Here is a 13,101-nt window from a genome sequence, read left to right on the forward strand (position 1 = left end):
CGCGTTTCCCTTGCGCCACCCACGCGCAGGAAGGACAGCGTCATGGCCCAGCCACCCATCCACATCCGGCCCGGCGACACCGAGCTTCGCACATGGGACGACCCGCGCCGCGGCAGGGCGGCGTTCCGCCTGCTCGTCAGCGCCGACGGCGGGCCGTCCTCGAAGCTGGTGCAGGGGGTCGCCGAGATCGCGCCGGGCGAGAGCGAGGCGCGGCACCGCCACGACCGGCCCGAGACAGCCTACGTCCTGTCGGGCGGCGGGCGGCTTACGCTGGCGGGGCAGGACATCGTGGCGGACGCGGGCGAGATGTTCTTCATCCCCGAGGGCCTGACCCACGGATGGCTCGCCGGCGAAGAGGGGTTGCAGATCCTGTGGACCTTCCCCGGCGACCGCTTCGCCGACGTGAGGTATGACTGGGCCGAGGATTGAGGCGTCTGCCGTCGCGCGCGCCTCGGGGGGATTGCGACGCCCTTCGTCGCGTGCCTGCGACACATGCCTCCGACACCGCCCCCGCGTGCCTGCGACACCGTTCCTGGCGTGCCTGCGACACCGTTGTTCGCGTGCCTGCGACACCGTTTTGTGCGTGCCTGCGACACGACGCGCGCTCAAAAAGCACCGCCGGATGGGCCATACCGGCTGTGAGCGCTTGCATGTCGTATGCCGCTGCATACAAGGTCGCGGTGAATGACAGCCGGCACAGAGACGACCCGAGGAGGACCCATGTCCAGCTATGACGTCATCGTAATCGGCTCCGGCCCCGGCGGATACGTCTGCGCCATCCGCTGCGCGCAGCTGGGCCTCAAGACGGCCTGCGTCGAGGGGCGCGAGACGCTTGGCGGCACCTGCCTGAACATCGGGTGCATCCCGTCGAAGGCGCTTCTGCACGCCTCGCACCAGCTGCACGAGGCCGAGCACAACTTCGAGAAGATGGGCCTGAAGGGCAAGGCGCCGACCGTCGACTGGAAGCAGATGCAAGCCTACAAGGACGACGTGATCGGCCAGAATACCAAGGGCATCGAGTTCCTGTTCAAGAAGAACAAGATCGACTGGTTGAAGGGCTGGGGGTCGGTGCCCGAGCCCGGCAAGGTCAAGGTCGGCGACGATGTCCACGAAGCGAAGTCCATCGTTATCGCCAGCGGCTCGGAGCCCTCGGCGCTGCCCGGCATCGAGATCGACGAGAAGGTCGTCGTGACCTCCGAAGGCGCGCTGTCGCTGGGCAAGATCCCCAAGAAGATGGTCGTGATCGGCGCGGGCGTGATCGGCCTCGAGCTCGGGTCGGTCTATGCGCGGCTCGGCGCCGAGGTGCAGGTCGTGGAATACCTCGACATGATCACGCCGGGCATGGATGCCGAGGTGTCCAAGACCTTCAAGCGGCTTCTGGAGAAGCAGGGCCTGAGCTTCACCATGGGGGCGGCCGTGCAGGGCGTGGAGGCCACCAAGACCAAGGCCAAGGTCAACTACAAGCTAAAGAAGGACGACAGCGACCACACGCTGGAAGCGGACGTGGTCCTGGTCTCGACGGGGCGGCGGGCCTATACCGACGGGATCGACCTCGACGCGCTGGGCGTGAAGGTGAACGCGCGCGGGCAGGTCGAGACGGACGGGCACTGGGCGACCAACGTGCCGGGCATATACGCCATCGGCGACTGCATCGCGGGCCCGATGCTGGCCCACAAGGCCGAGGACGAGGGCATGGCCGTCGCCGAGGTCATCGCGGGCAGGCACGGCCATGTGAACTACGGCGTGATCCCCAGCGTGATCTACACCCACCCCGAGGTCTCGGCCGTCGGCGCGACCGAGGAGATGTTGAAGTCCGAGGGCCGCGCCTACAAGGTCGGCAAGTTCAGCTTCATGGGCAACGGGCGGGCGAAGGCGAACTTCGCGGGCGACGGCTTCGTGAAGATCCTCGCCGACAAGGAGACCGACCGCATCCTCGGCGCGCACATCATCGGGCCGATGGCGGGCGACCTGATCCACGAGATCTGCGTCGCGATGGAATTCGGCGCGGCGGCGCAGGACATCGCGCTGACCTGCCACGCGCACCCGACCTATTCGGAGGCCGTGCGCGAGGCCGCGCTGGCCTGCGGCGACGGTCCGATCCACAGCTGACGCGGCGCGGCGCGGCAGAGCGCCGCGCGGGGCATCGAGCCCCGCACGGCGCGCGCCACGGCTTGCGTATTTCGGGAAAGATGAAGGGCGAGGCCGGGCTCAGCCCGCAAGAAGCCTGAGCCCCTGCGTGACGTCGGCGCGGGTGGCGAGGCGCAGTCCGGGCTCGTCGCCGGCGTTCAGCGCGGCGAGGATCAGGCGGTGGTGATGCGGTGGCTCGGTGCGGTTCAGGCGCCCGTAGAGCGCGCGCATCGTCGGGCCGAGTTGCAGCCAGACGGTTTCGGCGAGGGCCAGCATCGCGGGCGCCTGCGCGCGCAGGTAGAGCGTGCGGTGGAACTCGAGGTTGGTGCGAATGTAGCCGACGGCGTCGCGGCGGGCGACGGCCTGCGCGATCGCGGCATTGATCGCCTCCATCCGCTCGATCAGGGCGGGATGGGCGCGGGGCAGCGCGCGCGAGGCGAGTTCGGGTTCCAGCAGCGCGCGGATCGCGGCAAGTTCCTCGATGCGTTCGTTCGACAGCTCGGGCGTCGAGACCCGGCCCGAGGCCGAGAGGAACAGCGCGCCCTCTGACACGAGCCGGCGCACCGCCTCGCGGGCCGGGGTCATCGAGACGCCGAACTCGCGCCCGAGGCCCCGCAGCGTCATCGCCTCGCCGGGATTGACCTCGCCGTGCATGATCCGGCTGCGCAGCGCGCGGTAGACGCGGTCATGGGCGACGGCGGCGCCGGTCTCGGTCGGGCGGGGGTTCATCAGCATTGCGTCACCCCTCGGCTTCGCCGTCGAAGCGCCACGCCAGCAGGTCGTTGCCATGCGCGCGAAGCCAGGTCCGGTGCGTGTCCGTCTCGGGGCAGAGCGCGCGGCAGAGCTTCCAGAAGCCGGGGCCGTGGTTCATCTCGGCGAGGTGGGCGACCTCGTGGGCCGCGACGTAGTCGAGCACGGGGGCGGGCGCCATGATCAGGCGCCACGAGAACATCAGGTCGCCGCGCGCCGAGCAGCTGCCCCAGCGCGAGCGCGGATCGCGCAGCGTGAGCCGGCCCGCGCTGCGGCCGATGGCCCCGGCATGGACCGACACCGCGCGCGCCAGGCGTTCGCGCGCGAGCGCGGTCAGGAGCGCCTTGAGGCGAGGCCCCTCGCGGGGGCCGGGCGGCACGGCGATGCGCCCGTCCACGAAGCGCGCCGCGCGCCCCTCCCCCGCCACCACCGGGCGCGGCACGCCGCAGACCGGCACTTCGGCCCCGATCCGGGCCTGAAGCCGCGGCGGCGCGCGGTCGAGATGGCGGCGCACCCAGTCCGCGCGGTCGTGCAGGAAGGCCAGCGCCTCGTCCTCGGGCGCCCAGAACGGCAGGCTGAGGGACACGCGCCCGTCCGCCCGCGACACCCTGAGCGAGAATCGCCTCGCGCGGCGGTTGCGGCGCAGGACGACCTCGACCGGCGGGTCGCCGGGCAGCACATGGGTTGAACTGGGGGGTTTGGGTGACAATATCCACTCCGGTGAACGGGCCGCAGCGTCCGGGTCGCCGCCCGGCGGGAAAGGCTTTGACAGGCCGTGGCCCGTATGGCAATTGGCCGCAATTCTCTCGATAGCGATGAATGAAGGGGGTGTCATGCCCAAAGAGGAATGGGGCGTCAAACGCGTCTGCCCCACGACCGGAAAGCGCTTCTACGACATGGGCCGCAGCCCGATCGTGAGCCCCTATACCGGTGAAGTGGTCGAGCTGGACACCGGCAAGACGAGCAGAAGCCTCGTCTCCGAGAAGGCCGAGAGCAAGCGCGCGAAGTCCAAGGAGACCGAGGACGAGGATATCGTCCTGGAAGACGACGACGTCCTCGACGACGACGACTCGGATCTCGAGGATGACGTTCTCGACGACGACGACGACGACAGCGACACCGTGGCGCTGGACGACCTCGCGGACGTCGCGTCGGAGGACGAGGAGAGCTGATCGCGCGACGGCGCGCCAGTTCCCCCCGACGAGCTTGCGCGGGCCGCTTCAGGCCCGCGCCGCGACCCCCGGGACGGAGCATTCCCCGGGATTTTGCCCTTGCACTCGCGTGGGGCAGACCTTAGAGACCTGATCGCTGCCGAGGGCAGCGCGGATGGGGCCATAGCTCAGCTGGGAGAGCGCTTGCATGGCATGCAAGAGGTCAGGGGTTCGATCCCCCTTGGCTCCACCAAAATCTTCCAAGATCGTCTGAAAATCCCTGTCTTCGGCCGTACGCCGTTCGTCCTTTCGCAGGACCCCGAACCCGGGGCCGGAAATTGGCTGTCCGGCGCTCGAGGTGCGGCGGGGGGGGGGTGATTCAGGGAGCGGCGGCGCAGGCGTGGCGAGGACGTCGCCCGCCTCCGGATGGCCCAGGTCCATGCCTTTCGCCGGGGCCTTGGCGAGGGGGCTTCGGGGAGGCTGCCGCGCCCGGGATCCGTACGTCATGCCGGCTGTTCGCAAACATGGGCGCCGCGCCGGGTTCGTGGGTCCCGCGCGGCACGGCGCCGTCGGGCCGGGGAATCGAGGGGGACGGCACCCGGCCCGGCCCCGCCTTGCGCCACGTTCCCGGACGCCGCCCTGCGCGGGGCCCGTGCGATAGCCCCTCGCGCAGGCGGTCGTCCCCGGATAACCTGACCTGCGACCGACGCCGCGAACCAGTGCGAGCGTGGCCGTGGCAGCGGGACGAGGGAGGGCATGTCCTTGGCAAAGCAGCCTGAGATCGACCTGAGCGCGCCCGTGGGCGACCGGGTCGCCAAGACGACGTGCTACATGTGCGCCTGCCGCTGCGGGATCGACGTGCATCTGCGCGATCGTCCCGACGGGCGCGCGGACGTGCGCTACATCGAAGGCAATCGCGACCATCCGGTGAACAAGGGCGTGATCTGCGGCAAGGGCGCGTCGGGCATCATGCAGCATTGCTCGCCCGCGCGGCTTCGGGCGCCGATGAAGCGCGTCGGTCCGCGCGGCTCGGGCGAATTCGAGGAGATCACCTGGGAGGAGGCGCTCGGGCTGGCGACCGAGTGGATGGGCGCGGTCCGCACGACCGACCCGAAGCGCCTCGCCTTCTTCACCGGGCGCGACCAGAGCCAGAGCCTGACGGGGTTCTGGGCGATGAAATACGGCACGCCGAACTTCGCGGCGCATGGTGGCTTCTGCTCGGTCAACATGGCGGCGGGCGGGCTTTACACGTTCGGCGGTTCGTTCTGGGAATTCGGCGAGCCCGACTGGGAGCGCACCAAGTACTTCATGCTGTTCGGCGTGGCCGAGGACCATGCCTCGAACCCGATCAAGATCGGCATCGGCAGGTTGAAGGCGCGGGGCGCAAAGGTCGTGTCGGTCAACCCGGTGCGGACGGGCTACAACGCCGTGGCCGACGAATGGGTCGGGGTGCGGCCCGGCACGGACGGCCTGTTCGTGGGCGCGCTGATCCACGAGCTGTTCCGGACGCAGGCGATCGATCTCGACTACCTCGTGCGCTACACCAACGCGCCCTGGCTGGTGATCGACGCCCCGGGCACCGCCGAGGACGGCCTTTTCGCGCGCGACGGCAAGGGCGACCCGCTCGCCTACTCGTGCGACAGGCAAGCGCTGGTGAGCGGCAAGGCGGGCGACCTCAGCCTCGCGCTGACCGGCGCGCGGACGCTTGACGACGGACGCCGTGCCCGCCCGGTCTTCGAGCTGATGGCGGAGCGCTACCTCGGCGACGACTACGCGCCCGAGGCGGTGGCCGAGCGCACGGGCATTCCGGCCGAGCAGATCCGGCGCATCGCCGCCGAGATGGCGCATGTGGCGTTCCAGGAGGAGATCGTCGTTCACCGGCCCTGGACGGACGCATGGGGGCGGCGGCACGACAACATGATCGGCCGCCCCGTCTCGATGCACGCGATGCGGGGGATCTCGGCCCATTCCAACGGGTTCCAGACCTGCCGGATGCTGCATGTCCTGCAGATCCTGCTGGGCTCGATCGATTGCCCCGGCGGCTTCCGCTACAAACCGCCATACCCCAAGCAGACGCCGCCGAACCTGCTGCCGCACGGGCTGCCGCAGGACATCCGGCCCGAGATGCCGCTGGGCGGCCCGCACCTGGGATTTCCGCACGGGCCGCAGCACCTGCTGATCGACGACGACGGCACCCCCGGCCGCATCGACAAGGCGTTTTCGTGGGATGCGCCGCTGTCGGCGCACGGGCTGATGCACATGGTCATCGGCAACGCGGCGCGGCGCGATCCCTACGGCATCGAGGTCCTGTTCCTGTACATGGCGAACATGGCGTGGAACTCGTCGATGAACGTGGGCGGCACGCTCGACGCGCTGACGGCCACGGACGAGGACGGCGCCTACGTCATCCCGAAGATCATCTATTCCGACGCCTACTATTCCGAGACGGTGCCCTATGCGGACCTGATCCTGCCCGACACGACCTACCTGGAGCGGTGGGACTGCATCTCGCTTCTGGACAGGCCGATCTCCGAGCCCGAGATGGTCGCCGACGCGATCCGGGTGCCGGTGGTCAAGCCCGACCGGGACGTGCGGCCCTTCCAGGACGTGCTGATCGAGCTTGGCGCGCGGCTGGGCCTGCCGGGTTTCGCGCACGACGACGGCTCGCCCGTCTATCCCGGCGGCTATCCCGACTACATGGTCAACCACGAGCGCAAGCCCGGCATCGGGCCGCTGGCGGGCTGGCGCGGGGACGGGACGCAAAGCGGCGTCGGCGCGCCGAACCCCGGCCAGCTCGGCCGCTACATCGAGAACGGGGCGTTCCACGTCGAGCACCTCGTGCCCGAGCACGCCTATTACAAGCACGCCAATCGCGGCTATCTCGAATGGGGCATCGAAAAGGGCATCCGCCTGTCGTCCGAGCCCACGATCTTCCAGCTCTACTGCGAGCCGCTGCAGCGTTTCCGCCTCGCGGCGCGGGGCCACGGCGAGCGCCAGCCGCCCGACCACGCGCGCGGGCGGATCGAGACGCATTTCGATCCGCTGCCGTTCTGGTATCCGCCCTTCGAGGAGCAGATGACCGACGCCGCGGCCTTTCCCCTGCACGCCATCACCCAGCGGCCGATGCACATGTATCACTCGTGGGGATCGCAGAACGCGTGGCTGAGGCAGATCACGGCGGAGAACCGGCTTTACATCCATCGCGACCTCGGGGCGCGGATCGGGGTCCGTGACGACGACTGGGTCGCCATCGCCTCGCATCTGGGGCGGGTGACGTGCCAGGTCCGCCTGATGGACGGCGTGAACCCGCACACGGTCTGGACGTGGAACGCCATCGGCAAGCGCAAGGGTGCCTGGGCCCTCGACGAGGACGCGCCCGAGACGACGCGGGGCTTCCTTCTGAACCACCTGATCTCCGAGCTGCTGCCCAAGGGGGGTGGCGGATACCGTCATTCCAACTCGGACCCGATCACGGGGCAGGCGGCTTGGTTCGACCTGCGGGTGTCGATCGAAAAGGTGGAGACGCGCGCGGACAGCGAGCCGCGGCTCGAGCCGCTCGGGCGCGGCGGCCTGCCGCGCGCCCCCCGACGCCTCGCCTATGGCGCGCTGTTCAAGGAGCCGGCCGAATGACCGATCTGCCCGGAGAGACGCCGAGGAAGCTTGGCCTCGTGATCGACCTCGACACCTGCGTCGGCTGCCATGCCTGCGTGACGAGCTGCAAGGAATGGAACACCGGCGGCTATTCCGCGCCGCTGGGCGACCGCGACCCCTATGGCGCCGACCCGGACGGCGCATGGCTGAACCGGGTGCACGGCTACGAGATGAAGATCGACGGCCGCCCGCGCACGGTGCATTTCCCGCGCTCGTGCCTGCATTGCGAGGACGCCGCCTGCGTCACGGTGTGCCCCACCGGCGCCAGCTACAAGCGGGCGGAGGACGGCATCGTCCTGGTCAATCCCGACACCTGCATCGGCTGCAAGCTGTGTTCCTGGGCCTGCCCCTACGGCGCGCGGGAATACGGCCAGGACGACGGCGTGATGAAGAAATGCACGCTGTGCGTCGACCGGATCTACAACGAGACGCTGCACGAGGAGGACCGCGTGCCCGCCTGCGTGCGCGCCTGCCCGACGGGCGCGCGCGCCTTCGGCGACCTCGCCGACCCGGCCAGCGGCGTCTCGGCCCTGGTGAGAGAACGGGGCGGGTTCGACCTGCTGGCCGAGGCCGGCTACAAGCCCGTGAACAAGTACCTGCCGCCGCGCGCGCCGGCCGTGGCCCCGACCATGCCCGAGACCCGGGAGACGGACGGAGCCGCCGACGCGCCGCGCGACCGGATGGAGCGTCTGTTCGCATGGGTCGACAGGCGCCTGAGCAGCTAGGAAACCGGAACCCAGACCCGAAGGCCGAGGCCGATGCACCCAGCCTATTCCGTCATCTTCTTCACCACGGCCTCCGGCGCGGGCTACGGCCTGTGGTTCTGGCTTGGCCTCCGCCTTGCGGTGGAGGGCGTCGCGGGGCCGTCCCTGCCCGCCGTGGCCGCGCTGCTTCTGGGTGGCGCGCTCGTGACGCTCGGCCTTCTGTCCTCGACCCTGCATCTCGGCCATCCCGAGCGGGCGTGGCGCGCGCTCGGCCAGTGGCGCAGCTCGTGGCTTTCGCGCGAGGGGGTGGCGGCGGTGGCGACCTATCTTCCGGCGGGCGCGGTCTTTCTGGCGCTCGCCCTGCCGGGGGGACTGCCGGGCGCGGGCCTTGCGGCGGCCCTGCTCGCCGCGGGCTCGGCCGCGACGGTCTGGTGCACCGGCATGATCTACGGCTCGCTCAGGACCATCCCGGCCTGGAGCGACCGCGCGGTGCCCTTCGGATATCTCGCGATGGCGGGGGCGACCGGGGCGCTTCTTTTCGTGCTGAGCGACACGGTCTTCCGCAACGAGGCGGGCCCGTGGCCCGCGGTGGCGGGGTTCGCCCTGGTGATGGCGGCGGTCATGAAGTGGTTCTACTGGCGGCGCATCGACGCCGCGCCGGCCGCCTTCGGCATGGCCGAGGCGCTGGGCGTGCCGGGCGCCTCGGAGATCCGCACGCTCGACCCGCCGCACACGCAGCCGAACTTCGTGATGCGCGAGATGGGTTATGCCGTCGCCCGCCGCCATGCCCGCAGGCTCCGGCTTCTGGCGATCAGCTTCCTGATGACGCTGCCACTGGCGGGCCTGGTTCTGGCAAGCGTCCTGCCGGCGCTGGCGCTGCCGTTGCAGGCGCTCGCCGTCGTGTCGGCCGGCCTCGGGGTCTGGATCGAGCGCTGGCTGTTCTTCGCCGAGGCGCGCCACGTCTCGATGCTGTACTACGGGGCGGGGCCGGGACAGCCGCAGGAGGGCGCATGAACGCCCCCCACCTCGACGAGACGCACGACCCGGCCCGCCGGAGCTGGGTCGAAAGCGCCAACGCGGAGGGGTGCGACTTCCCGATCCAGAACCTGCCCTATGGCGTCTTCTCGCAGGAGGGCGGCGCGCGGCGGGTGGGCGTGGCGATCGGGGACATGATCCTCGACCTGATGGCGGCCGAGGCGCAGGGACGGCTGGGCGGCGGCGCGCCGCTGTTCTCGGGCGGCAGCCTGAACGCCCTGATGGGCCGCCCGCAGGCGGAGTGGACGGCGATGCGCCGCGCGATCGCGGCCCTGCTCGACGCGCGCGGCGGCGCGCGCGACCTGCCCCTCGTGGCGCGGCGCGACGTGACGATGCACCTTCCCTTCGAGGTCCGCGGCTTCACCGACTTCTATGCCTCGCGCGAGCACGCCACCAATGTCGGCACGATGTTCCGCGACCCGGAGAACGCGCTGTTGCCCAACTGGCTTCACATCCCCATCGGCTACAACGGGCGCGCCTCGACCGTCGTGGTTTCGGGCACGCCGATCACGCGGCCCATCGGGCAGCTGAAGGCGCCCGCCGACGATGCGCCGCACCTCGGGCCTTCCGCGAAGCTCGACTTCGAGGTGGAGCTGGGCGCGGTCGTCGGCACGGGCACGGCGATGGGCAGGCCGATCACCACCGCCGAGGCGCGCGACGCAATCTTCGGCTACGTCCTTCTGAACGACTGGTCGGCGCGCGACATCCAGGTCTGGGAATACCAGCCGCTGGGCCCGTTCCAGTCCAAGGCCTTCGGCACGACGATCAGCCCGTGGGTCGTCACGCGCGCGGCGCTCGAGCCGTTCCGCCGCCCAGCGCCGGACCGGGTGCGGCCGCTTCTGCCCTACCTGCACGAGGACACGCCCAACAACCTCGACATCGTGATCGAGGCGCACCTGACGCCGGCGGGCGGGCGCGCGACCCGGCTTCTGCGCACGAATGCGCGCTGGCTCTATTATTCCGCCGCGCAGCAGCTTGCGCATCATGCGCTGTCGGGCTGCGCGATGGAGACCGGCGATCTGCTGGGGTCCGGCACGATCTCGGGCGGGACGCGGGACAGCTGCGGCTCGCTTCTGGAACTGACGTGGAACGGGCGCGACCCGCTGGACGTGGACGGCGGCACGCGGACCTTCCTGCGCGACGGCGACAGCGTGACGCTCAGGGGCTGGTGCGAGGGGGCCGTCCGCATCGGCTTCGGCGCCTGCGAGGGCACGATCCTGCCCGCGCCGGACGCCCCCGGCGCCTAGCGCGCGAGGGGCACGTCGCGCGGCATGATCGCGCCGCGATGGCCGATGACCTGCACGGCGAGCGCGTGGCCGGAGCGCGCGGCCGCCTCGGGCGGGGCGCCGCGGAGGCGGGCGGCGAGGTAGCCCGCGTTGAACGCGTCGCCCGCCGCGGTCGTGTCCAGGATCTTCGGCGCCTTCGGGCAGTCCGGCGCCGCGCGCGCGCCGTCCGCCACGACGACGGGCCCGCGCTCGGCCCGCTTCAGCACGATCTCGCGGGGGCCATGGGCGGCGATGCGCGACAGGACCGCGGCCTCGTCGGCGTCGCCGAAAAGCGCCATCTCGTCATCGACCGAGGGCAGGGCGATCGAGGCGGCCGAAAGCGCCTCGGCCATCCATTGCCGCGCCTCGTCGCGCGAGGTCCAGAGCCGCGGCCTGTAGTTGCCGTCGAAGGCCACGTCGCCGCCGCGGTCGCGGTGGATGCGCAGACGCTCCAGAAGGCCGGCGCGGTCGACCTCGGGCAGGATGGCGAGCGTGATGCCCGACAGGTAGACGAGGCCGAAGCCCTCCAGCGCCTGCGCGCCCAGGCCCTCGGGCGAGAACAGGGCGCGCGCCGCCGACGCATCGCGCCAGTAGCGGAAGCTGCGCTCGCCGGCGTCGTCGACCTCGATGGCGTAGATGCCCGGCAGCCGGTCGGGCAGGCGCACCACGAGGTCCGTGCCGATCCCCTCGTCGCGCATCGCGGCGATCATCCGGTCCGAAAAGGCGTCTTGCCCCAGCGCCGTGACGTAGGAGACGCCCGTTCCGTCCTGCGCCACCAGGCGGGCGAGGTAGACGGCGGTGTTGAAGGTGTCCCCGGCGAAGCCCATGCGGATACGGCCATCGTCCGCGGCGAGGTCGGACAGCTCGATCATGCATTCGCCGATGGACGCGACCGGGCCCTGCAGCATCTCGGTTTCCCTTTCGTCCCGGGGCGTTTCGTTCGGGGCTTTCTACCGTATTCCGGTAGCGGGAACAGCGCAAACCCCTGGCGATCATCGCGCCTTGCGGGAGGCGTTCCGGCCTTCTAACATGCTAGCATGCCAATGGCGGCGAGGGGAGGGCAGACCGTGAGCGCGCGTATCATCGAAGTGACGACACATGACGTCCGTTTCCCGACGAGCCGCCTGCTCGACGGGTCGGACGCCATGAACCCGACGCCGGACTATTCGGCCGCCTACGTCATCCTGCGCGCCTCGGACGGAAGCGAGGGGCACGGCATGACCTTCACGATCGGGCGCGGCAACGAGATCTGCTGCGCGGCGATCGAGGCGGTGGGCGACCTGCTGAAGGGCCGCGATGTCGACGGGCTTTTCGCGGACATGGGCGCGGCGTGGCGGCTGGTGACGGGCGACAGCCAGCTGCGATGGACCGGGCCCGAGAAGGGCGTGATCCACCTTGCGGCGGCAGCAGTGATGAACGCGCTCTGGGACATGTACGGCAAGCGCGCGGGCAAGCCCGTCTGGCGGCTGATCTGCGAGATGCCGCCGGACGAACAGGTGGCGCTGGTGGACTGGCGCTACCTCGCCGATGCGCTGCCCCCCGCCGAGGCGCGCGAGCGGCTGGAGAACAAGGCGGCCGGCCGCGCCGCGCGCATCGCCGCGATGGAGGCCGAGGGCTATCCGGCCTACACGACCTCGGCGGGGTGGCTGGGCTATTCCGACGACAAGATCCGGGCGCTGATGCGCGAGGCGCTGGCGGAGGGCTGGACGCATTTCAAGATGAAGGTCGGCGCCAGCATCGAGGACGACCTGCGCCGCGCCGCCCTGATCCGCGAGGAGATCGGGCCCGACCGCTTCCTGATGATGGACGCAAACCAGGTCTGGGGCGTGGAGGAGGCGATCGCCAACATGAAGCGGCTCGCCGCCTACGACCCCTGGTGGATCGAGGAGCCGACGAGCCCCGACGACATCCTCGGCCACGCCCGCATCGCGCGCGAGATCGCGCCGGTCAGCGTGGCGACGGGCGAGCATTGCCACAACGCGGTGATGTTCAAGCAGCTGATGCAGGCCGGCGCGATCCGCTTCGTCCAGGTCGACAGCTGCCGCCTCGCGGGGCCGAACGAGATCCTCGGCGTGATGCTTTTGGCCGAGAAGTTCGGCCTGCCGGTCTGTCCCCATGCCGGCGGGGTGGGTCTGTGCGAGCTGATCCAGCACATGAGCTTCGTCGATTACGTCTGCGTGTCTGCGAGCCTGGAGGACCGGGTGCTGGAATACGTCGACCACCTGCACGAGCATTTCGTGGATCCGGTCCGGACGCGGAACGGGCGCTACCTGCCCCCCGCGCGGCCCGGCTTCTCGGTCGAGATGAAGCCCGAAAGCATTGCGCGGCATGAATTCCCGGACGGCGCGGAGTGGCGCGGCTCGGCCGGTTGAGGGCGCCCAAGGGGTCGTGTTTCGCCGCCTGCGGCGCCGACCGGTG

11 protein-coding genes and 1 tRNA gene are annotated in these 13,101 nt (G+C 70.5%); 9 read left to right on the forward strand and 3 right to left on the reverse strand.

The features are described 5' to 3' along the window. Positions 1-42 precede the first annotated feature (42 nt). Together P6F26_RS15830 and lpdA are read left to right on the forward strand one after the other, a co-directional pair. Positions 43-429 (forward strand): cupin domain-containing protein, encoded by a 387-nt coding sequence (locus tag P6F26_RS15830; RefSeq protein WP_278029670.1) that lies wholly within the window; start codon positions 43-45, stop codon positions 427-429. Between the two features lie 291 nt (positions 430-720). Beyond that, positions 721-2,109 carry a dihydrolipoyl dehydrogenase gene (lpdA, locus tag P6F26_RS15835; protein ID WP_278029671.1) on the forward strand — a complete coding sequence of 463 codons (1,389 nt, stop codon included), beginning with the start codon at positions 721-723 and terminating at the stop codon, positions 2,107-2,109. A gap of 99 nt (positions 2,110-2,208) precedes the next feature. On the opposite strand, the gene P6F26_RS15840 is transcribed toward lpdA, so the two are convergent. Next, complete coding sequence (locus P6F26_RS15840; RefSeq protein WP_278029672.1) at positions 2,209-2,862, reverse strand: GntR family transcriptional regulator; 654 nt, start codon at positions 2,860-2,862, stop codon at positions 2,209-2,211. Between the two features lie 4 nt (positions 2,863-2,866). Then, the gene (locus P6F26_RS15845; protein ID WP_278029673.1) at positions 2,867-3,586 is read right to left on the reverse strand and encodes a M48 family metallopeptidase; all 720 of its coding nucleotides are present in this window, start codon (positions 3,584-3,586) and stop codon (positions 2,867-2,869) included. Between the two features lie 124 nt (positions 3,587-3,710). On the opposite strand from P6F26_RS15845, the gene P6F26_RS15850 reads away from it, so the two are divergent. From P6F26_RS15850 to fahA, 6 genes are all read left to right on the forward strand, one after another. Beyond that, positions 3,711-4,049, forward strand: a complete 339-nt coding sequence (locus P6F26_RS15850; RefSeq protein WP_278029674.1) for a TIGR02300 family protein — start codon at positions 3,711-3,713, stop codon at positions 4,047-4,049. A gap of 156 nt (positions 4,050-4,205) precedes the next feature. Further along, positions 4,206-4,281 (forward strand) — tRNA-Ala (locus P6F26_RS15855). A gap of 509 nt (positions 4,282-4,790) precedes the next feature. Continuing rightward, on the forward strand, positions 4,791-7,658 hold the full coding sequence (locus P6F26_RS15860) for a molybdopterin oxidoreductase family protein (protein WP_430736758.1): 2,868 nt from the start codon (positions 4,791-4,793) through the stop codon (positions 7,656-7,658). Next, entirely contained in the window at positions 7,655-8,404 is a 750-nt protein-coding gene (locus P6F26_RS15865) for a 4Fe-4S dicluster domain-containing protein (protein ID WP_278029676.1), read from the forward strand. Before P6F26_RS15860 ends, P6F26_RS15865 begins: the two co-directional genes overlap by 4 nt. 33 nt (positions 8,405-8,437) lie before the next feature. Next, positions 8,438-9,397 (forward strand): dimethyl sulfoxide reductase anchor subunit family protein, encoded by a 960-nt coding sequence (locus tag P6F26_RS15870; RefSeq protein ID WP_278029677.1) that lies wholly within the window; start codon positions 8,438-8,440, stop codon positions 9,395-9,397. Next, the gene (fahA, locus tag P6F26_RS15875; RefSeq protein ID WP_278029678.1) at positions 9,394-10,665 is read left to right on the forward strand and encodes a fumarylacetoacetase; all 1,272 of its coding nucleotides are present in this window, start codon (positions 9,394-9,396) and stop codon (positions 10,663-10,665) included. The genes P6F26_RS15870 and fahA overlap by 4 nt, the downstream gene beginning before the upstream one ends. Here the strand turns inward: fahA and P6F26_RS15880 are convergent. Next, positions 10,662-11,591 (reverse strand): sugar kinase, encoded by a 930-nt coding sequence (locus P6F26_RS15880; protein WP_278029679.1) that lies wholly within the window; start codon positions 11,589-11,591, stop codon positions 10,662-10,664. The two genes, fahA and P6F26_RS15880, sit on opposite strands and share 4 nt — an antisense overlap. Before the next feature lie 159 nt (positions 11,592-11,750). Between P6F26_RS15880 and P6F26_RS15885 the strand changes: the two genes are divergently transcribed. Further along, entirely contained in the window at positions 11,751-13,055 is a 1,305-nt protein-coding gene (locus P6F26_RS15885) for an enolase C-terminal domain-like protein (RefSeq protein WP_278029680.1), read from the forward strand. Positions 13,056-13,101: the final 46 nt, after the last annotated feature.

The organism is Roseicyclus salinarum, from assembly GCF_029624655.1.
Classification (GTDB): domain Bacteria; phylum Pseudomonadota; class Alphaproteobacteria; order Rhodobacterales; family Rhodobacteraceae; genus Roseibacterium; species Roseibacterium salinarum.